The organism is Komagataeibacter saccharivorans, assembly GCF_004348195.1.
Classification (GTDB): domain Bacteria; phylum Pseudomonadota; class Alphaproteobacteria; order Acetobacterales; family Acetobacteraceae; genus Komagataeibacter; species Komagataeibacter saccharivorans.
The window spans coordinates 13,156-34,472 of record NZ_CP036404.1 but is presented as its reverse complement, the minus strand read 5'-3'; the positions used below and the strand labels follow the sequence as shown (position 1 = coordinate 34,472).

Below are 21,317 nucleotides of genomic sequence, written 5' to 3'. Positions count from 1 at the left end.
CATGAGCGTTCCCCCTCCCCCCTCCCGCCCTGAAAACGAAGCCGCGCTGGTCCTGTTCTCCGGTGGTCAGGATTCGGCCACATGTCTTGCATGGGCGCTTTCGCGTTTTGGCCGGGTGGAAACGCTGGGGTTCGATTATGGCCAGCGCCACGCGGTCGAACTGGAATGCCGCACCGCGCTGCGCGATGGCATGGCGATCGAAAATCCGGACTGGGCCGCACGCCTGGGCGCGGATCACACGCTTGACCTTGCCGCCCTTGGCACCGTATCGGACACCGCCCTGACGCGGGAGGCGGAGATCGCCCTGACCGAAGGCGGCCTGCCCAACACCTTCGTGCCGGGACGCAACATCATTTTCCTGACCTTTGCCGCGGCACTCGCGGCACGGCGCAATATCCGCCATATCGTGACCGGCGTGTGCGAGACGGATTATTCCGGCTATCCGGACTGCCGGGACGATACGATGAAGTCGCTTCAGGTCACGCTCAATCTGGGCATGGACAGCCATTACATCATCCATACCCCGCTCATGTGGATCGACAAGGCCGAGACATGGGATCTTGCCCTTCAGCTTGGGGGCAACGCGCTGGTCCGCCTGATCAACCATGAAAGCCATAGCTGTTACCTTGGCACGCGCGGCACGCTGCACGCGTGGGGACATGGGTGCGGAACATGCCCGGCCTGTCAGTTGCGCAAGGCGGGATGGGAACGGTTCGTGGCACAACATCCCCATGTTTGAACTGGTCTTTACCCGGCGCTTTTCCATGGCGCACCGGTTGCTGGCGGGGGAGAGCGAACGCTGCGCCCTGCCGCATGGTCATAACGAATACGTCCGCGTCAGCCTGCGCGCCACGAATCCCGGCGTGCTGGACGGCCACACCAATATGGTCCTGCCGTTCCAGCGCGCAAAGGAAACATGGCACCGCTTCATCGATGAACAGGTCGATCACGCGCTGCAACTGTCCGAACATGATCCCCTGCTGGACTGGTTCGGCAGGAACGAACCACAGCGCGCGCGGCGCATACTGGTAACACCGGGCGACCCGACGACGGAACTGCTGGCCTGCCTGCTGATGGCCAAGCTGAATGCTTTCCTTGCCGATGATGGCGGCCTGCTGACCTGCGCCAGCATCGAGATCGAGGAAACACCCACCAACACAGTCCGGTACACCGGCAATCCGTTTGCGGTGCTGCCGCAGCCGCGCCCCGCCCCGAAATGCTGGTGGCGACGTGCGGACATGACCATTGCCGATACCTGATCCCCTTTCCTGAAAGGCACTGCTTTATTTATGTCCGCTCTTGCCCGTTACCGTGAGGAATGGTTCGGCAACATCACGCGCGATACGCTGGCCGGAATGGTCGGCACGTTCGCGCTGATACCCGAAGTCATCGCATTTTCATTCGTTGCGGGCGTGGACCCTGCGGTCGGGCTGTATGCTTCTTTCGTAATCAGCGTCGTCATTGCCCTGACGGGGGGCAGGCCGGGCATGATTTCCGGTGCGGCCGGATCAGTCGCCCTTGTGGCCGCTGCACTGGTGCGCGGGCACGGCGTGCAGTACCTGCTGGCCGCGACACTGTTATGCGGGCTTCTGCAGGTTACATTCGGCCTGCTCAGGCTGCATGTTCTCATGCGCTATGTCTCACGCCCGGTGCGGACGGGCTTCGTCAATGCGCTGGCCATCCTGATCTTTTCCGCGCAGGTTCCCCACATGCTGCATGTGACATGGCACAGCTACGCCATGATCGCGCTGGGACTTGCCATCATCTATTCCGTGCCGCGTGTCTTCTCCGCCATCCCGTCGCCGCTGATCTGCATTGTGGTGCTGACGGTCATTTCCATCATCTATCCCATGCCGCTGCATACCGTGGCCGATCTTGGCCGCCTGCCGGACAGCCTGCCGCATCTTGTCTGGCCAGATGTTCCGATGTCGCTCGATACGCTTGAAATCATTGCACCCTATGCGCTGGCCATGGCTGCGGTGGGCATGCTCGAATCCATGATGACTGCGCGCGTGGTTGATGACCTGACCGAAACCACCAGCAGCAAGCAGCAGGAATGCACGGGTCTGGGTCTGGCCAATATCGCGGTCGGGCTGTTTGGTGGCATCGCCGGCTGCGGCATGATCGGCCAGACGGTAGGCAACCTGCGTTACGGTGGCCGGGGGCGGTTATCCACCTTCGTGGCGGGGGCATTCCTGCTGTTGCTGATGGTCGTGCTGCGCCCGTGGGTGGCGCAGGTGCCGGTCACGGCACTGGTCGCGATCATGATCATGGTGTCCGCCAGCACATTCTCCTGGTCGTCCCTGCGCGATCTGGCGCATCATCCACGCACCACCAGCGTCATCATGCTGGCAACGGTCGCTGTCGTAGTCGGCACGCATGACCTTGCGGCTGGCGTGGCGGTGGGCGTCCTGCTGAACGGCCTGTTCTTTGCGTTTCAGGTTTCCAGCATGCTTGACGTCAGCAGCACGATTTCCGGCGATGGGACCACGCGTACCTATGTGGTGAAAGGGCAGATATTCTTTGCCTCCACCGATGGTTTTACAGATGCTTTCGACCTGCACGACACGACCTCCAGCAAGGTCGTCATCGACCTGACCCATGCCCATCTATGGGACATGACTGCCGTGGGCGCGCTGGAAGAACTGGTGGGCAAGATGAAGGCCCGGGGCATGCTTGTGGAGCTTGACGGACTGAACAGCGCCAGCGCCACGCTGGTGGCACGCCATACCATGCTGCTGCCGCGTGATGAGGTATAAGACGCCTCACCAAAAGGCTTCTGTGCGATTTATCAAATGTTTGTCGGGCGGCCTTCAATGGCTGCCCATTGACCGACTGATGGAAAAAGGGCCTGTCCGGCTATAAGCTGGACAGGCCCTTTCCCATTGGAAAAGCCGTTTTCAGACCGGCCTATTTCTTGCGGGCTGGAGCCGCGGGCAGCACGAACGGGTCAACCGCCGCTGATGATCCAGCCTGCCGTGCCCAGCGTTCAGCCGCAACCTTGTCACCTGCCTGCCCTGCGCTCTGGCTGGCGCGGGTGTAAAGCTGCGCGGCGGCCTGCGCATCACCTGCCTTGCTGGCAGCCATTGCGGCGACACCCAGCGCACGCGCCATATCGCGGTAATCCACCTGTTGCTGGCGGATTGTCGCGGCCTGCAACGCATCCTGCCATGCTGTCTGAGCACTACCACCCGTGGCAAGCAAGTTGCGGGCAGCCATTTCCCTGGCATCCGCACTCCAGCCTGCGGGCACCTTGCCCGTCAGCGTTGCGAAATAGGCCGCAACCGATGCCAGCGTGGCCTGATCGCCCCCATCATCTGCGATCAGGCCACGAATGAACTGCCCTTTTTCCGCAATATCCACATCCTGCGCCGCTGCCGCGCGTGCTGCGGCGGATGCCGCTTCCGCATTGCGGCCAAGACGGTACAGCGCCCCGGCCTGCACCAGATCCAGTCCGGCATCATCCCCGGCCTGCCCGCGCACCTGCAGCGCAGAACGGGTAGCCGTGATGGTGGCCAGCGCATCCTGTGGCCTGTTTTCGTCCAGTTCGACCGTCGCAAGATTATAGCCTGAATCGCCTATGGCCGTGACATCATCACGCGCGATCGCACGCTCACCTGCCGCGCGATACTGCTGTTCGGCTACCGAAAGACGTTCCAGACTTACGGCGTCACGGGCCGTCTCCATGTCCTGCGACAGGGTGCTGTCGGTAGGGGATGCCGCTTTTTCACCCCCGCCACATCCGGCCAGCGCAAGCACCAGCCCCAGTGCCACATAGTCTTTTTTCATGATCACGGCTGCACCTTCTGCGCTGGCAGGCGGGCATGGCCATGCTTCGCCTTGTTTCCATTACCACCCAGTATCCACAGTCCCCGCATCTGGTCGACCAGCTTCTGCAGGCTGGCAGCGGTGGACTGCGCCTGCACCAGAAGCACCGGAAGCTGCTGGCTGGCATCCTGCAGGTTATGGGTGATGGCGGGCGTTGCGTTGCTCAGGTCGCCCGTCGCCTTCTGCACGTTGGTCATGCTGGCATTGGCCTTGTCCATGACGCCTGCAAGCTGCTTTTCAATCGGCGCAAGCTGGCTGACCGTGGCATCGAGCGTGGTGATCATCTGCTCGGCCTGACGGATCAGGTCATCATTGGTCATAAGCCGCCCGATGGAGCCCTTGCCCGCATGCATGTCCGTAATGGTGGCGTCCAGCGTCGCCATCATGTGCTGGGCATTATCCAGAACGGGAATGACGCGGTCACGGATATCGCTGAAGGTCTGGGTAATGGTATCCGCCGGGTTGGGGGCGTTCGTGGCGCTCAGCACCGCGTAGCTCCAGTCCAGCTTTTCACCCGCCCCGCGCGAGATATCGATATAGGTCGCGCCGGCCACGACAAAACGCTTGCGGATGATGGCCGAACTGTCATGACGGATATAGGGCTCGATATCGGGATCGATCTCCGCAATCGCATACATGCCGCCCGACGGATTGATGCGCACGCGACGCACGGTCCCCGCGTGAATGCCCATCACCTCCAGATCATCGCCCACGGCAAGGCCGCTTACGCCATTTTCAGGCAGCACGATCCTCAGCCTGCCCGCAGGTCGCAGCCAGTCATGGAGCACACCGGCTTCAATCACCGCGCCGAACAGGATGACAAGCGACAGCAGGACAAGAATACCCACCCATTCATCGGCGTAACGGACACGCACAAGCTGCCGGATTCCGTCTGACTGTTGTTTCTGGACCATTACATCACCCGCATGGGAAAAAGACCTTCATCGAGAAGGCGCATGTGGAGATTGACCGCCTTGCGATACTCACGCCACGCGACCGCGGAGCGGACAAACCATAGCACGCCACACCCCCGGTCGCGTGCTGCGGTCATCATTTCAAAAAACGGCAGCACATTTTCTTCAGGCAGCACATCGGATATGTCTTCCAGCACCAGCAGGTCGGGCCGGCCGAGGAATGCCCGTACACATGCCGCCCGCGCCTGATCCGCTGCCGAAAGCCGGTCCGGCGCCGTAATCGGCAGGCCGGGAAAACCGAACCTGCGGCCCAGTTCGGTGGCATGTTCAACCACGTTATCCAGCGGGTCGTTGGTATGGTACAGGTGCGGCAGCATGATGTTGAGATGCGTGCCGAACAGGTTCAGCCAGCTTCCACTGCGTGAAATACGGCCAATGCGGCCCCGCAGTGCATTAAGCTGCCTGTCGCGTAACGTGGTCCAGTCCAGCCCCATGAACCGGATACTACCCTGGCTGAGTGAAATCATGCCCGTGCACAGATCCGCGAATACGGCGGCGCGGTTTTCATCGCGGCAGTCGATGACCACGCATTCGCCGGGCATGATGCGCAGGTTGTAAGGTGCGGGCATAAGCCCGCTCTCCTCGAAGGTGGGCACAACGTCGCGCAGTTCCAGCAGGGGTGCATTGGCTGTCATGGTCAGAAATCCAGCATGAAGAGGATATTGACCACCAGCACCAGCATGATCCCGCGCGCAAAACCACGCGGCATGATGCTGGCCATGGTATCATTGCTGCTGACGGTCAGCCCTGAAATGCACGCGCCCAGCCCGACGAAAAAGCCGACCAGCACGAATTTAAGCGGAATGATCAGGTAATCCCACGTGGTCATGGCCCCGAGAACGTTGAAAAAGAACGTCCAGACCGAGGATGTGATGGCCCCGCTCGCATGCGCCACCATGAACCCCATGAGCAGCGACACGACCGAGAAGATCATCCCCAGCGTGAAGCCCCCGACCGTAAAGGCAAAGGTGCGCGGCATGACCAGCGCCAGAAACGGATCGATCCCCCGCGCCTGCAGGCCGCGCACTTCGCCACCCAGCACCAGCATCCCGATTTCCGTCAGGCACAGCATGCCACTACGCCCCATAAGGATGATCCCCACAAGGATGGGCGAGATTTCGCGCACCAGAACGGAAACAAGGATGGACCCGGTCATCTGCGCCATGCCGGCATAGCCCAGCCAGTACGCAGCCTGCGACACGACCATGAGGCCGGTCAGCGTGGCCGTGACCACAATACTGAGGAAACCGCCGCCGACGACCTGCCGCAGGGTCGCCCGGAATTCATAGATAACCGGCCTGCGCCATGAATTGGGCCGCAGGCTTTCGCGCAGCGTGCCCCAACCCGCCCCGATCAGCAGTAGCGTGAAACGGACCTGATGGCGCGTCAGGCGTCCGATACTGGCAAGCCACGGCGCAAAACGCCGCAACACCAGCATGACGCGGCCCGCCTTATCAGGCTCCGACGGCCCCATGCCGGGTGGCTGCCCGCCCTGGGGCATGCTGGCCTGCCCTGAGGTGGGAATATCCGTCATCGCCGTCCGGCCAGCACATAGGTACGGGTCAGACCGACACCGGGGATAAAGAAGCGTCCACGCTCACGGAACAGGAAATTCTGCCGCAGGGCGACATACACTTCTTCCGATACCTGAATGGTGCCCACATCCGGCGCGCCCTGCGCCATCATCTCGGCCATGCCCATGGCGTCGCCCCACAGGTTGAATGCCTGCGGTTCCTTGCCCAGCATGCCGCCAAATACCGGCCCGACATCAATACCGATACGGAAAACCGGGTCCATGTCTTCCTTCGCCAGCATGGACAGCGTGCTTTCACGCATCATGAGCGCGGCGTTGGCCATGCGATACGCGGCCCCCTTGTCCGGCACACGCGAACAGCCCGCAACGCAGACCACGCGATGCCCCAGCATGCGGATGGAATACAGCCCGCACTGATGGGCGATATCCTGTAATATCCCCGCCATGGTATCGATCAGCTTGATATTCGCGGTCGGATCGTCCTGCGCCGTCATCACGATGTCCGACAGGCTGATGACCATGATGGCCACGGCGGGATAGAATCCGTCCACCTTGGTCATGTCCGTCGCGGATGGCTGACCTTCCGCCGTCATGGCGGCAGGTTGCAGAAGGAAACCCTGGCTGGGGTCGCGTGGTTCTTCCTCCGCCGTGGGTTCGGACTCCAGTTCTTCCCTTGCCGCAGCCACAGCCGTGTAATGCTGCGCGGAAAAACGGGCGGCAGCCACACCGGCGATCATGTCCACGAAGTGGGAGACCATTTCCGCCCGGGGCGCATCTTCCAGCGTGATGACGCCTACCGGCCCGCTGCTACCCAGAATGGGATTGCAGAACAGCGCCCTGCTGCCGAAGGCGCGCATATAGACCCGGTAGAAGGCGGACGTACGGTCATCATCCGCCGCGCTGGCTATGACCAGCGCATCCCCGTGGGATACGGAATCAAAGAAGCTCTTGAGATCCGTGGTGGCCATTTCAAAGCCACCGGAATGCACGTCCTGCTGCCGGTCGTAGGAATCGATGCACATCAGGGTGTGCCCGTCATGCAGGATACGCCATATGGCAGCACGCCGGGCCAGCGACTGATCGGCCAGTGCCTCGGTCAGGATCAGGGCATTATCTTCGGGATTGAACAGTTCGGGATAGGCCGCAACGGATTGCAGGGCATGGCTTTCATAGTTGGCCACGGCATGCGCCTGCTCGATCTGACGGTGCATGCGCTCGCCCCTGCGGGCCTGAAGGAACAGCAGGAAACCCAGCCCCGACGCCATCAGTACCACGAGGATGGAGAACAGCAGGTTCTGCCGCCCGTCCGCCATGGCGAAGCGCGAAAAATCATCTTCCGGCGCGACCAACAGCAGCACCCAGCTATCTGTCCCCACCGGCAGGTTGGCCGTGATGGTGACATAGTTCCGGTTCTTCACGCGGACGGTGCGCGCGCCATAACCATGAACCCGGTACTGGTCGAATGCCTTGCTCATGACCGGGAACTGGCTGGGATCGAGCACCATCTTCAGCGGGTCGCCATTGGCTCTGGCCAGCGTTTCCTTCATGGCGTGTCCGGCCAGAACATGCCCGTCATGATCCATCAGGATGGCGTTGCCGCTCTGACCGATCTTGAGCGAATTGAGGAAGCTGTTCAGATGGTCGAGCGAGAGGTTGATGGCATAGACATAGGTCTTGTTATCCAGCCCCTTGTACGGGACCGCCGCCGTCAGCGTCAGTTCCCGGGTCATTTCCACAAGGTACGGGTGGGTCCAGTATTCGCGTCCCGCCTTGATCGTATCGGTGAACCATCCGTGCCCGCGCGGATCATACTGTTTCGACGGGGTCTGCCATTGCCGGACGGTCTTGCCCTGCGCGTCGCGCTGTTCATGCGCGAAGACCGAGTTGTCCGTTCCGGGGTTCTGCAGGGTTGTAATGGCTACACCCTGCCCGTCCGGCCCACGCTCCAGTTCACTGAAATTGCCATCACTGTCGGCCAGATAGAAAGACTGGATCTGTGGTACGTTGCGCAGCATGGTGCTGCTGTAGGCATTGAATATCTTCTGTTCGACCGCGGGTGCGCCGTGTTCAAGCATGTCCCGCGCCACGATCGCCCCCGCCGAAGCGGGCATGAGGAAGGAACTGACTTCCTTGGCGATATAGTCCTGCTGGCTGACCAGCAGGTCATGCGTAAGCGCAAGGGCGCCGGTGCGCACCGTGCGGTAGGAATGCCACCCTACGCCAGCAATAACGGCGATGACCGAAACGACGCCGGCCACCGGAATACCGATATGGAGCAGGAAGCGCCTGAACTGATCGGAAGGGGCAATCGTGGGATCGACAATCTCGTCCGTGGACAATGCTCTCTTCCTGTTCAAGACATCCGGTACGATTAACGTCCCGACCCTAACCCAGACGGGCTGGCTGACCAACCCTTTGTTACATGCCGTATCCTCATGCCAGCCACAGCGGATCGGATAATCGCTTCACAAATGCCTGATGGGCCTCGATTTCCGCTTCCGTCGGCTGGACACGCACCGGCTGGTGGCCTGCGGGACGCGCATAGGTATAGGTGGCGATGCCGCCACTGCCTTCTTCCACCGCCAGCCCCAGCCCGCGCTGCCTGCCACCGGTCAGTTCCAGATAGACGGCGGCCAGAAGCCGACAGTCCAGCAGGGCGTTATGGGTCGTACGTTCGGACAGGTCGATGGAAAAGCGGCGGCAAAGGGCATCGAGGCTGTTGGGCATGCCGGGAAAGCGTTCGCGCGCCATGTCCAGCGTATCGACCATGCGCCCCATGTCGAGTTCCGGCAGCCCGGCCCGCCCAAGTTCCGCATTAAGGAAGCCGAAGTCGAAGCGTGCGTTATGCGCGATCAGGGCATCATCGCCGACGAAATCCAGAAACCCTTTTGCGATCTCGGCAAATTTGGGCTTTCCTTCAAGGTCGGCACGGGTGAAGCCATGCACGCGGGATGCTTCCTCGGGCACGTCCCGTTCGGGATCGATCAGCACATGGAAGTTGTTGCCGGTGGGCAGGTCGCCCATCAGTTCCAGCGCCGCGATTTCAATCACGCGGTCACCCTTGAGCGGATCAAGCCCGGTGGTTTCCGTATCGAACAGGATGGAACGCTTCATGCTGACTTCCTTCTGGCCTGCGCCCATGCGATGGGCGTATCTTCACGCATGGCGCGCAACAGCCGCCGGACCTGTCGCACCGTATTGAAACGTGACAGGCCGGTTTCAATAATCACATCCGCCTTACGCCGTCGCAGCCGGTCGGGCATCTGCCGCGCCAGCACCGCATCGATCTGGGCCGGTGTCATCCGCCCACGGCGCAGCACGCGCGCGCGCTGCACTGGTGCAGGCGCACTGACGACCGCGACACGGTCACACAACCGCTCCGCCCCGGTTTCAAACAGCAGCGGAATGTCCAGCACCACCCAGCGGCATCCATCACGCCGGGCGCGTTGCAGGAACTGTCGCCGCGCCGCACTGACCATGGGATGGATGATTTTCTCCAGCCCGCGCATGACAGCCGGATCGGACAGGGCCGCGCGTCGCAATACCCCCCGGTCAAGCACATTGTCCCGCACGGAACCGGGCACCAGATTTTCAATGGCAGGCAGCGCACGCCCATGCGGGGCCTGAAGGGCGCGGACCACGGCATCGGCATCGAACAGCCGCACGCCCGCCCGTTCCAGCATGGCGGCGGTTGTGGACTTGCCCATACCGATCCCGCCGGTAAGCCCGAGTACGCGCATTGCCCGTCCGATCAGCCCGCGCGGGCACGCCGCAGGTCGGCATCCAGCAGCGCTTCGACCTCCGGTCCCATGTCCGGCACCGCGCCGAACCATTTGCGAAAGCCTTCCCCGGCCTGATGGATCAGCATACCCAGCCCATCAACCGTGCGCAGCCCCCGTGCGGCAGCCTGTTCCAGCAGGGCCGTCTGTCGTGGTACATAGACAATGTCACATACCACAAGATCAGGGCTGGCCTGTTCCAGACTGAACGGGAAAGCCCCGCCGGCCACCCCTTCCATGCCGATGGAGGTCGTATTGACCAGAAGCGTGCATGACGGAAGGGCCTGCCCGGCCTGTTCCCAGTCAATCACCTCTATCCCGTCAAGGGAGGCCGCAAGCGCCTGCGCACGCGCACGGGTGCGGTTGGCGACAATGACCTTTACCCCCCGGTCCAGCAGGCTTGCGGCAATGGCGCGCGCCGCACCGCCAGCCCCCAGCAGCAGGGCACGGCCGCCAGCGACTTCAATGCCATGCGCCTCGACATTGGCGACGAAACCGTCACCATCGGTGGAATATCCTTCAATCGTCCCGTTTTCGGCGAAGACCAGCGTATTGACCGAACCGGAGCGTTCAGCCGAACGGTCCAGCCGGTCCACGATCCGGTAGGCCGCTTCCTTATGCGGGATGGTCACGTTCACGCCCCGGAAACCGGCTGCCCGCAGGCCATGCACGGCGGTCTCAAACTGCCCCGGCGCCACCGGCAGGGGCACATACACCCCGTTGACGCCACTTTTTTCCAGCCAGAAATTATGCATGAGCGGGGAACGCGAATGCGCCACCGGCCAGCCGATCACCCCGGCCAGAAGGGTATGCCCGTCGATACGCGGCCTCTGTTCCATTATCTTTTCCATCAGGCTGTCTGTTTACGCGCGCCCACGGCCTGACCGCTGAACTCCTGCCATGCCTGCGGCAGGATACGCGCAAGCCGCGTCGCCCATTCCGCCTGTCCCTCCGGCCCGGAAATCAGGTCCTGCCGGATCTCGATTTCCAGATAGGGCAGACCGCGCCCTTCGGCATGGACCGGCACGGTATAATCGCTCACATCCGTCAGGGCATAGGGTTCGTTGCTTCCCACAACCAGTCCCTCTTCCGCACGCAGCAGGTCGCGCACCCGCAGCCCGAAGGCCGGGTTACGGTTGTGCAGAACCCCCGTATGCCATGGCCTCGCCTGCCCGTTCATGCGGTCGGTAAAGCTGTGCAGGGAAATCAGCACCACGGGCAGGCCCGCATCCAGACGGGCGGAAAGTTCGGCCCCGATCCGCTGGTGATAGGGCAGGAATATCTCCTCTACCCTGCGGCCTTCCTCATGGGCGGTAATGTCGGCATTGCCGGGCACGACCGTGCCATCACTATGCCGCACGATGGATGTCGGATGTCCCGGCGCACGGTTACAGTCGATGACAAGGCGGGAATACGCCTGTTCGATCAGGACACAGTCCAGTTCCTGCGCCAGCAGCCGCCCGGTTTCGGCCATGCCGATATCACAGGCGATATGACGATCCCGGTCCCGGTCGCTTACGCCCATATCGCCCAGCGTGGCGGGAATGGCGCGACCGGCATGGTCGCTGACCAGCACGAAAGGCAGACCGGAAGGGAGCGCCTGCGCCCCGATGGCCGAGGTGCCGAACTGGATGACGGGTGCCGGATCATCCTGCGTCAGCAGACGTGACGGCTCTTGCGCAGGGGCTGCATGCTGCATTGTGGCGGGGCGTCCTATGCCATGGGCGGGTTGAAACATGACCCTACAGTCCCCACGGCATGAGTAAAAGACCCCACGCCGCAACCCTCCCCCTGCATGACGGGACGGATGCACCGGAGCAACGGGCCACAGCAAAGATTGTGTCGGACGCATCACACCGGTAGGGTGCGGCTGCCATGGCATGATGCCATATATAATCCTTCATCACACTTGGGGTAGCTGGAACACAGGATGCCGGGGAACGCGAAAAAGCTGACGGATCAGGACGCGCAGAAAGCAAACGCGCAGTGGGGCGGGCGCTTCGCCGGGGGGCCGGCCGCGATCATGCAGGACATCAATGCCTCGATCGGCTTTGACCAGGCATTGTGGCGGCAGGATATCGCGGGTTCCAAGGCCCATGCCGCCATGCTGGCCAGAACCGGCATCATTTCCGACGCCGATGCCCGCGCCATTACCGAAGGGCTGGATGAAATCGGGCGCGAGATCGCGGCGGGCACGTTCGAATTCAGCACGGCGCTGGAAGATATTCACATGAATATCGAAGCCCGCCTGTCCGACCGGATTGGCGAGGCAGGCAAGCGCCTGCATACCGCGCGGTCACGCAACGATCAGGTGGCGACCGATTTCCGCCTGTGGGTACGCGACGCCATTGATGGTCTTGACCAGCAGGCCGCATCCCTCATGCGCGCACTGGCGCGGCGCGCGGCGGAACATGCTGCCACCCCCATGCCCGGCTTCACCCACCTGCAGACCGCCCAGCCCGTGACCTTCGGCCATCACCTTATGGCCTATGTGGAAATGCTGGCGCGCGACCGGGGGCGGCTGCTGGATGCCCGGCGCAGGCTGAATGAATCGCCACTGGGGTCCGCAGCCCTGGCAGGGACCTCCTTCCCCATCGACCGGGAAATGACGGCCAGCGCCCTTGGTTTCGACCGCCCGACAGCCAACTCGCTCGATGCCGTATCCGACCGTGATTTCGCGCTGGAATACCTCTCCGCCCTGTCGATCATGGCGGTACATCTGTCCCGTCTGGCGGAGGAGATCGTGATCTGGTGTTCCGCCCCCTTCTCCTTCATCCGTCTGTCGGACGCCTTCACCACGGGTTCGTCCATCATGCCGCAGAAGCGCAACCCCGACGCGGCGGAACTGGTCCGCGCCAAGGGTGGGCGCATTACCGGCGCGCTTGTAGGGCTGCTGACGGTCATGAAGGGTCTGCCGCTGGCCTATGCCAAGGACATGCAGGAAGACAAGGAACCCGTATTCGCCGCGACGGATGCCGCGGCACTCAGCCTTGCTGCGATGGACGGCATGATCCGTGACCTCAGCGTCAATGCGGAGCAGATGCGGGCCTATGCGGGGTCGGGATTCTCGACCGCAACCGATCTGGCCGACTGGCTGGTGCGTGTGCTCCGGGTGCCGTTCCGCACCGCCCATCACGTGACCGGACGGCTTGTTGGCAAGGCGGAAGCGAAGGGCGTGGGTCTTGCCGACCTGACGCTGGAGGAAATGAAGGCGGAAGAACCCGGCATTACCGAAGATATCTTTTCGGTGCTGGATGTCGATTCCTCCATCGCGTCACGCACCAGCCATGGCGGCACGGCGGCAGATAACGTCCGCGCCCAGTCCGCACGCTGGCTGGAAACGCTGGGGGCGGAATGATGCACCTTCTTGCCATCCTGCGCGGGCGGATCGCCGGAATCATGCTGATGGTGGGCGTGCTGGCGGCCATGGCCACAACGCTTGACGCCTGCGGGCGCATCGGCGCGCCCCATCAGCCCGCGCGGTCAGATGGGTATTACAGGAGCTATCCCAGCCCCGACCGCTGATACCGCGCGGTCAGGACAGGCTGCCCGGCCCGAAACTGTCGGGCAGGAGGTCCGCCAGCGTGCGCACCAGCAGCACGCCTCCCTGCGGCGATACCATGGTGACCGTGGTATCGGGGGCTGCGAATTCCCTGATCTTCTGCCGACATCCACCGCACGGCGTGCAGGGCGTATCCAGTCCGCCACACACCACCACGCGCCGGATTTCACGCGCGCCCGCTGCTGCCATGGCCGCGATGGCGCCTGCCTCGGCACAGGTCCCTTCCGGGTAGGCCGCATTTTCCACGTTGCACCCGGCGAACATCCTGCCATCGGCTGTCTCGACCGCCGCGCCAACCTGAAAGCGTGAATACGGGGCGTAGGCCCGCAGCCTTACCTCTACCGCCGCCTGCACAAGAGGGTCATTTTCCATGACTGATTTGTGCTTCCCATCCTTTCATGCGTCAAGCACCTTGGAAGCGGCGGAGCAAGGCGGTATCGTAGCGGCCATCATGGCTGATGCTCCCCTCACCTGTCCCGGACAGGACCCCTCCGTTTCCGATCTTCTGGCCGTCCGTCCGGCGCTGTCCATGCATGCCGTGGACGGGCTTGTGCTGGAAGACGTGCCCCTTAATGCCATTGCGGATGCGCTGGGCACCCCCACCTGGGTCATGAGCGCGGGCACGCTGCGCGCACGCTACCGGCGGCTGGCCACGGCGTTCGAGGGAACGGACACCCCTGTCTCGATCCATTTCGCCGTCAAGGCCAACGATCATCTGGCCGTGCTGCGCGTACTGGCCGCCGAAGGGGCCGGGGCGGATGTGGTCAGCGGTGGCGAACTGCGCCGGGCCATGGCGGCAGGCATCCCCGCATGCCGGATCGTCTTTTCGGGCGTTGGCAAGACGGCTGATGAAATGCGGCTGGCCCTGCGCGCGGGCATTGCCCAGATCAATGTGGAAAGTGCGGAGGAACTCGATCTTCTTTCCGCCGTTGCCGTGGATGAAGGACTGGATGCGCCGGTTGCCCTGCGCATCAACCCCGATGTGGATGCCGGTACCCATGCCAAGATCACCACGGGCCTTGCCACCAACAAATTCGGCATTCCCTACAACCGCGCGGCGGAGCTTTACGCCCATGCGGCAGCCCTGCCCGGCATCCGCGCCGTAGGGCTTGCCATGCATATCGGCAGCCAGATCACCCGTATGCAGCCTTACCGTAGCGCCTACGCGAAGCTTGCGGAACTGGTGCGCACCATCCGCGCGCGCGGTCTTGCGGTTGACGTGCTGGACTGCGGTGGCGGGCTTGGCATTTCCTACCGCGATGAAAGCGAGGGCGCGCCCGAAGCCCTTGCCAGCGCGATCCATGCCGAACTTGGCCATCTGGGCACACGCCTTGCCATTGAACCGGGCCGCTGGCTGGCCGGGCCTGCCGGGGTGCTGCTCAGCACCGTCATCCTGCGCAAATCCGGCTATGACGGCATGCCCCCCTTCCTTGTGCTGGACGCGGCGATGAACGACCTCATGCGCCCCAGCCTGTACGATGCGTGGCATGGAATCCTGCCGCTTTCACCCTCGGAAGCCTTCGCGCCGGTCGAACAGGTGCATGTGGTGGGACCGGTATGCGAAAGCGGCGATACCTTTGGCCATGACCGCAGCCTGCCACATATGGAGGCCGGTTCGCGGCTCGCGCTACTGGACTGCGGCGCCTATGGCATGGTCATGAGTTCAACCTATAACGCCCGCCCGCTGGCGGCACAGGTCATGGTGGATGGCAACCGCTGGTCCGTCATCCGCGACCGTCAGCAGACGGAAGAACTGTGGGGTGCCGACCGCATTCCCGAATGGGTGGATACCGCGCTCCTCCCCGCTGGCGGAGGCCTATGACAGCGGGGCAGGACAGCACCCAGCCCGGCGGCACCCTGCCGCGACGTCTGGCCCATGCGCGCCAGCAGGCCCGGCGTGCCCTGTGGGTGGAGCGGCTGTGGCCGCTCATGCTGCCTGCCGCCAATGCTGTCATGGGTATTGCGGCGCTGGGGCTTACGCGCCTGCTCCAGTCCATGCCCGATGGGCTGCACGGTCTTGTCCTGGCAGCGATCCTTGGCGGCACGGCCTATGCGACGTGGCGGCAGTGGCAGCGTATCCGCCCCCCTACCGCACACGAAACCGACCGGCGGGTGGAACGTGCATCGGGCCTGTCCGGCCAGCAACTCAGCACATTGCAGGACCATCCTGCCAACGCGACCACGCCACAGATCGCCTATCTGTGGCAGGTGCATCTGCAGCGCACCGCCGCATCACTGGGGCGACTGCGTGGCGGCTGGCCGCACCCGAACCTGCGCACAACCGGCGGGTGGCAGGCTACACCCCTTCTTGCCGCCCTGCTGGCAGGTGGTCTGTTATGGACGGGTGGTCATGCTCCCAGCCGGATCATGGCAGCCTTCGTGCCCGGCGTGGATGATGCGGACACTCCCGCGCCACAGGTCAATGCATGGATCACCATGCCAGCTTACGCCCCCGGCGCGCCGGTCTTTCTTGACGCCGCCCATACGGACGCAACCGTGCCAGCGGGCGCGCAACTGACCGTAACGCTGAACGGGCTGAACGGCAGGCCCGTCCTGCGGGTGCGGCGCGACGGTCGGCAACCGGTCATGGGCGCGCATACCTTCCATGCGCTGGGACAGGCAAGCTGGAATACCGAATCGCCCCTGTTGGGCAGCGGTACGCTGACCCTGCGCGGCCGTGGGCGCACGCTGGCGCAATGGAACCTGAAGGTAACGCCCAACCCCGCGCCTGAAATCGCGTGGGGCAAAGACCCGGGCAGTCATGAGGGCGAATGGCGGACCCGCCTGCCCTATCATGTATCGCAGCCCTACGGTATCGCCAGCCTGCATGCGGAACTGATTGCGCCTGATAGCGGACAGCTCATCACCTCCGTGCCGATCCCGCTCAATGGTCATCCGCGCGTGGCGGATGATGTGGCGACACCTGACCTGTCCGAAAATCCGTGGGCGGGAGAAGAGGTGACAGCCCGGCTGGTGGCCACCAGCAGCAGCAATGTCACCGCGACATCCACCCCCATCCGCATACGTATCGGGGCACGTTCATTCACCAATCCGGTGGCCAAGGCGATACTTGATATCCGCAAGCGCATGGCCCTGCATCGGGAAAACCGGGCACAGGGCAGCCGGGAACTGCTGGCGCTGGGACAGACCGACACCGTGCTGACGCATCAGGCAGGCTTCATGCTGGCCCTGACCAGTACGGCAGCCGTGCTGGATAGCGAGGACGTAAGCGATGAATACGCCCTTGCGCAGGCAACCGGACGACTGTGGTTTCTTGCACTCGATATCGAGCATAAGCGCCACGACATAAATAACGAACAGGCCGATTTCGGCGTACAGGCGGCGCAGGAAGCCGTGCGCGAACAGCTTGAACATATGCGCCAGATGGGGGCCGCCGGTCAGGGCGCGGACCAGCAGGCGGAACTCCAGCACCGCATGCAGGCCCTCAAGGATGCCCTTTCGCGCAAGATGCAGGCACTGGCGCAACAGGCGATGCGGGAACATTCGGCCATGCCCGCCATCCCGGAAATGACAATGCGGGGTGAACAGAACCTTGGCCGCATGATGCAGCAGTTGCAGGATGACGCGGCCAATGGCCGCGATGCGGACGCGATGCAGAAACTCCAGCAGATGGAGGACATGGCCGAAGGCATGCGTAACGCCACCCCGCAGGACATGGCCCAGCTTGCCCAGCAGATGCAGGCCCGCCAGCAGGCACGCGAACTGCGCCGTGACCTGCGCGATCTGACCACGCGCCAGTCCCAGTTGCTCGATCACGCACAGTCACGCATTGATCAGGAACAGCGCGAACAGGAACGCAATGCCGCCCGCCGCCAGACCGATATGGACGAGGATGGCTCCGACCTGTCCACCCTTTCCACGGCCGACCTGCTGCGCCAGTTGGGCATTACGCCCCCCGATGCCGCGCCTTCGCCCGCACCGGCTCCCACCACGACGCCACCACCGGAAAGCATGTCCCCTGAAGCCCGCACCATGCAGCAGCATGCCGACCGGGCCGTGCAGCATGCCCTTGCCCGTGCCCTGCATGAACTGCGCAATGAGTTCAAACAGGCGGGCGGCAAGGATACGCCTGCGCTGGACAGGGCACAGACGGATATGAAAGCCGTCCGCGCCGCCCTTGGCGCAGGCAAGGACACCGACGCGGCGGGGGCGGAGAAAAAAGTGCTGGCCGATCTGCAGCAGGGCGACCAGCAGATGCGCCAGTCCATGCGCAACCAGAACGCGCGCGGCGGCATGACCGTTTTCCTGCCCATGGCATCAGGCGGAAATGGCAAAGGCGGCAAGGGCAGCGGTGGCATCCATCCCAGCGATCAGGACGATGAGGATGATGACGACCAGCAGGCCACGGACAAGAATGACCGTGATCCCCTGGGACGCAAGACGGGTGATTCCCACATGGGCATGGATAACGAAACCCATGTGCCCGACAACGCCAGCCGCGAACGGGCGCGCGAGATTGAACAGGAACTGCGCCGCCGCGATTCCGACCGCACCCGCCCGCCAGAAGAACTGGAATATCTTGATCGTCTGCTACGGGCCTTCTGAAGGTCCGTAGCCCCTGCTTTCACACCAGAAGCCCCGGCGGTAGCAATCCGGAACACAGGCGCCTGCATACCGTTTCCCTCACCGGGGTTTCATCTATCTCGCACGCGCAGATATCTGTCTGGAATGCAGAAGGAAGTTTTTTGGTAAAGCTTTTTTCAAAAAGCTTCGAAAGACGCCGCCTTTTTGAAAAAAGGCGGCACCCCAAAACCTGTCCTGTTTTTTATCAAGGTTCTCTTTTCCCGCCGCGCCGGATCGAACACACCCGCGCTTAGCTCCAGGCTTTCAGCAGGCGTCTATTACGCGGGATGAATGTCAGGCATCGGTCGCCTGACTATCCTGCTTGACGGGGATCGCCCGGTTGACCGGTGCCGTGGCCAGGGCGATAGCGTCGTATGAAGGCGTGGCAACGTCTTCCGCCTCCCCATCCTGCGGCAGCAGGGCCGCATCGGGCAGTTCACCCTTGGCACAGGCCTGCACGATCCGTTCAAGGTTTTCCCCGATACGCGGATAATCAGCAACCAGCTTGCAGAAATCCCGGGCGCTCATGGTCATGAAGTGACCAAACTGCAACGACCGGCAGGTCGCAACCACGCGCCCGCCACGAATCGCTTCTTCCGCACCCAGCACCGCGCCTGCGCCGAAGCGCACATCATGTTTGGGGAAATGGGTTTCCGCCAGTCCGGCACTGATGAAATAGACCGTGCGCACGCTCTGCCCCTGCCGGTACAGCCGTTCACCGGGGGACGTGAAGTGGAGGGACATTTTCATGGCGATGTCATGCAACACACCATCGGCAACCCCTTCAAACAGGGGGAAGTTGCGGATACGGCTTTCAATACCGGCGCGGATGTTGAATTTCAGCCTGAAATCAAGCTGCTCGCGCCGATGACCGACATCGCGGTGCAGTTCGCGGTGCAGTTCTTCGCTCAGCAGCGATTCGGACATCAGCGTATCGTATTTTTCCTCTTCCAGACGCAGGGCGATCTGGCGCAGCATCCGGTTTTCCAGTGCCTCGGAATATCCATGATAATGCAGGCGCAGGGTCTGGAGCGCTTCATCTAGCAGTTTGCACTGCCGGTCCAGCACTTCGCCCACGATCTCGCTGATACGGTGGCCCAGTGTCGGCTCCATGCGCTGGCGCATGAAGCGCGTCAGCGACAGGGATACGAAATAGGCGATCATCAGCATCTCGAAGCGTTCCGTCATGCAGTACATGAGCGGCGTATCGAAATTGAAACGGTGATGGATCATCTGCGCGATGCGGAAGCGCAGCGATGGCCGCAACCTGCGCCGCAACGCGCGTACATAGCCGAAACGCCCTTCGAGACGCGCGCCATCGACCATCGCCTCGGCGGAGCGCAGAAGCGTTTCCATCACCCGCCGCGACAGGCCCTGTATGCGGAACAGGTCCAGCAGGATGGAACGCTCCCGGTTGGCGATGACGATCAGGGCCAGCGTCACGCGCTGCCGGTCACCCAGCGCGGTATCGAATGTGTTGGCCTGTTCTTCCGCATGGACGCGGCGATCAAGCACATCCACCACCGTGCCGGTTACGGTAGGGGAGAAGCCCAGTTCACCCGCGACCTCACGCGTCTGGTCGCGCACTTCTCCGAGCCCGATGGCAAGGATCTGGTGCCGTAACGCCTGATCGATGGCAGGTAGCTGGTCCAGTTTGAGGAACAGCACCAGATACCGCAGCGACAGCCCGTTCACGAACAGCGTAATCAGCACGAAGCCCGTTGCGATGATACCGATAAAATGCGCGATGCTGCTGGAGACGTGCTCGTTTTCCGTCACGGCCAGCGCTAGCGCCAGCGTAATGGCCCCACGCAATCCACCCCATACCATCGTTACCTTGAACGGTGTCGGCACGGGCGGTGACAGCTTGGTGGCAGCAAGGATGGGCAACATGCCGAACACCACGGCCCCACGGGCCAGCAGCCCTGCGCCGGCGGCCAGCAGGATCAGCACGCAGTCCCACCGCGTCATGCCAACCAGCAGGCGGGGCACCAGCATGGATGCCAGCACGAACACCAGAGATCCCGCCCAGAAGACAAGCTGCTGCCATAGTTCGTTAAGGAACCGCCACGTCTGGGGCCGGAAGGTGGACGGACCGTAAATGGAAATGGTCAGGCCCGAAGCCGCCGTCGCCACCACGCCTGAAAAACCGAGGAATTCATCACACACGATGTAAGACAGGTAAGGCAGCGCCACGGTCAGCGTCACCTCCGCCGCCGGGGCTGCACCCAGTGCGGGGATCATCATGAGCGTGAGCCGCCCGAATACGATACCGATAATCAGGGCGCCGATGAAGGAGACAAGGAACTCCAGCACCGCGCCACCCAGCATGATCTTGTGATGCGAGGTGATGGAGCCAAGCAGGATGGTGAAAATGGAAATCGCAGCGGCGTCATTCAGCAGCGCCTCCCCCTCCACAAGGCGGGTCAGGCGGCTGGCGGCCCCGATTTCCTTGAATATCCCCGCCACGGCGGATGGGTCCGTCGTCGCTACGATCGAGCCCAGCAGCAGGCACACCGCCAGCGGCACACCAGCAAAGGGATAGAGCGCGAACCCGATGGTGGCGGTGGAGACGGCAACGGCCACGACGGCCAGAAGCAGGACGGTAGCGGTTTCATGCGCAAGCCTGCGCACATCAATGCCCAGCGCGCCCTGAAACACCAGTATGGGCAGGAAGATCAGCAGGAAGGCTTCGCTGTTAAGCGGAAAATCCAGAAGCGTTTCCGCAGCGCCGCTGAAAATTTCCAGATGGGTATTGCGCAGTACCAGATCGGCCGCGCCACCGATCACGATGCCCACGATGGCAAGCAGAACGGTTTCCGACAGTTCCAGACGGCGGGCAAGCGGCTGGACCGCGCTGACCACAACAAGCAGCACGGCAATAGCCATCAGAATTGCTGCCAGACCCGCTATCTCCATTCAAAACCCTCAACTTTCGGCCATATCATAATTATAGCCTTATCCTACCGGCTGACCATGAACAGATTATGTCCATTGTGTTACAGAGCGGTAGAAACCGGATTATCGAACCAACGCCCGGATGAGAAAGATGTTTT

18 protein-coding genes are annotated in these 21,317 nt (G+C 62.7%); 7 read left to right on the top strand and 11 right to left on the bottom strand.

The window, feature by feature from the left end:
* Nucleotide 1 precedes the first annotated feature (1 nt).
* Genes queC through KSAC_RS00130 form a run of 3 tightly spaced genes read left to right on the top strand, consistent with a single transcriptional unit; the run spans nt 2 to nt 2,759 of the window.
* A complete protein-coding gene (queC, locus tag KSAC_RS00140; RefSeq protein WP_102324315.1) occupies nt 2–739 on the top strand; it encodes a 7-cyano-7-deazaguanine synthase QueC in 738 nt (245 codons plus the stop codon).
* Nucleotides 732–1,259: a 6-pyruvoyl trahydropterin synthase family protein gene (locus KSAC_RS00135; RefSeq protein WP_110547237.1), complete on the top strand. Its 528-nt coding sequence runs from the start codon at nt 732–734 to the stop codon at nt 1,257–1,259. Before queC ends, KSAC_RS00135 begins: the two co-directional genes overlap by 8 nt.
* A 30-nt stretch (nt 1,260–1,289) precedes the next feature.
* Complete coding sequence (locus KSAC_RS00130) at nt 1,290–2,759, top strand: SulP family inorganic anion transporter (protein WP_132303443.1); 1,470 nt, start codon at nt 1,290–1,292, stop codon at nt 2,757–2,759.
* A gap of 151 nt (nt 2,760–2,910) precedes the next feature.
* Here KSAC_RS00130 and KSAC_RS00125 read toward each other — a convergent pair whose 3' ends face one another.
* The 9 genes from KSAC_RS00125 to KSAC_RS00085 form a co-directional block, all read right to left on the bottom strand.
* The gene (locus KSAC_RS00125; RefSeq protein WP_408884735.1) at nt 2,911–3,789 is read right to left on the bottom strand and encodes a hypothetical protein; all 879 of its coding nucleotides are present in this window, start codon (nt 3,787–3,789) and stop codon (nt 2,911–2,913) included.
* A gap of 2 nt (nt 3,790–3,791) precedes the next feature.
* Nucleotides 3,792–4,742, bottom strand: coding sequence for an MlaD family protein (locus tag KSAC_RS00120; RefSeq protein ID WP_102324319.1), 951 nt, complete (start codon nt 4,740–4,742; stop codon nt 3,792–3,794).
* A complete protein-coding gene (locus KSAC_RS00115) occupies nt 4,742–5,437 on the bottom strand; it encodes a P-loop NTPase family protein (protein WP_102324320.1) in 696 nt (231 codons plus the stop codon). Before KSAC_RS00115 ends, KSAC_RS00120 begins: the two co-directional genes overlap by 1 nt.
* A gap of 2 nt (nt 5,438–5,439) precedes the next feature.
* Nucleotides 5,440–6,303: an MlaE family ABC transporter permease gene (locus tag KSAC_RS00110; protein ID WP_132305990.1), complete on the bottom strand. Its 864-nt coding sequence runs from the start codon at nt 6,301–6,303 to the stop codon at nt 5,440–5,442.
* Between the two features lie 29 nt (nt 6,304–6,332).
* A complete protein-coding gene (locus KSAC_RS00105; RefSeq protein WP_110547233.1) occupies nt 6,333–8,675 on the bottom strand; it encodes an adenylate/guanylate cyclase domain-containing protein in 2,343 nt (780 codons plus the stop codon).
* A gap of 94 nt (nt 8,676–8,769) precedes the next feature.
* Complete coding sequence (gene dnaQ, locus KSAC_RS00100) at nt 8,770–9,450, bottom strand: DNA polymerase III subunit epsilon (RefSeq protein WP_110547232.1); 681 nt, start codon at nt 9,448–9,450, stop codon at nt 8,770–8,772.
* Nucleotides 9,447–10,076 (bottom strand): dephospho-CoA kinase, encoded by a 630-nt coding sequence (coaE, locus tag KSAC_RS00095; RefSeq protein WP_132303439.1) that lies wholly within the window; start codon nt 10,074–10,076, stop codon nt 9,447–9,449. Before coaE ends, dnaQ begins: the two co-directional genes overlap by 4 nt.
* Before the next feature lie 11 nt (nt 10,077–10,087).
* Nucleotides 10,088–10,954: a shikimate dehydrogenase gene (locus KSAC_RS00090; protein WP_132303437.1), complete on the bottom strand. Its 867-nt coding sequence runs from the start codon at nt 10,952–10,954 to the stop codon at nt 10,088–10,090.
* 11 nt (nt 10,955–10,965) lie between these two features.
* Nucleotides 10,966–11,814, bottom strand: coding sequence for an N-formylglutamate amidohydrolase (locus KSAC_RS00085; protein WP_132305988.1), 849 nt, complete (start codon nt 11,812–11,814; stop codon nt 10,966–10,968).
* A gap of 231 nt (nt 11,815–12,045) precedes the next feature.
* On the opposite strand from KSAC_RS00085, the gene argH reads away from it, so the two are divergent.
* Nucleotides 12,046–13,473 carry an argininosuccinate lyase gene (gene argH / locus KSAC_RS00080; RefSeq protein WP_102324325.1) on the top strand — a complete coding sequence of 476 codons (1,428 nt, stop codon included), beginning with the start codon at nt 12,046–12,048 and terminating at the stop codon, nt 13,471–13,473.
* Complete coding sequence (locus KSAC_RS17155) at nt 13,470–13,640, top strand: hypothetical protein (protein WP_165927249.1); 171 nt, start codon at nt 13,470–13,472, stop codon at nt 13,638–13,640. Before argH ends, KSAC_RS17155 begins: the two co-directional genes overlap by 4 nt.
* A gap of 10 nt (nt 13,641–13,650) precedes the next feature.
* On the opposite strand, the gene KSAC_RS00075 is transcribed toward KSAC_RS17155, so the two are convergent.
* Complete coding sequence (locus KSAC_RS00075) at nt 13,651–14,049, bottom strand: cytidine deaminase (RefSeq protein WP_132303435.1); 399 nt, start codon at nt 14,047–14,049, stop codon at nt 13,651–13,653.
* Nucleotides 14,050–14,128: 79 nt separating this feature from the next.
* Here KSAC_RS00075 and lysA point away from each other — a divergent pair, with 79 nt between their 5' ends.
* Entirely contained in the window at nt 14,129–15,499 is a 1,371-nt protein-coding gene (gene lysA / locus KSAC_RS00070) for a diaminopimelate decarboxylase (RefSeq protein ID WP_132303433.1), read from the top strand.
* Complete coding sequence (locus KSAC_RS00065) at nt 15,496–18,243, top strand: DUF4175 domain-containing protein (RefSeq protein ID WP_132303430.1); 2,748 nt, start codon at nt 15,496–15,498, stop codon at nt 18,241–18,243. The genes lysA and KSAC_RS00065 overlap by 4 nt, the downstream gene beginning before the upstream one ends.
* 312 nt (nt 18,244–18,555) lie before the next feature.
* Here KSAC_RS00065 and KSAC_RS00060 read toward each other — a convergent pair whose 3' ends face one another.
* On the bottom strand, nt 18,556–21,180 hold the full coding sequence (locus KSAC_RS00060; protein ID WP_132303428.1) for a cation:proton antiporter: 2,625 nt from the start codon (nt 21,178–21,180) through the stop codon (nt 18,556–18,558).
* Between the last annotated feature and the right edge of the window lie 137 nt (nt 21,181–21,317).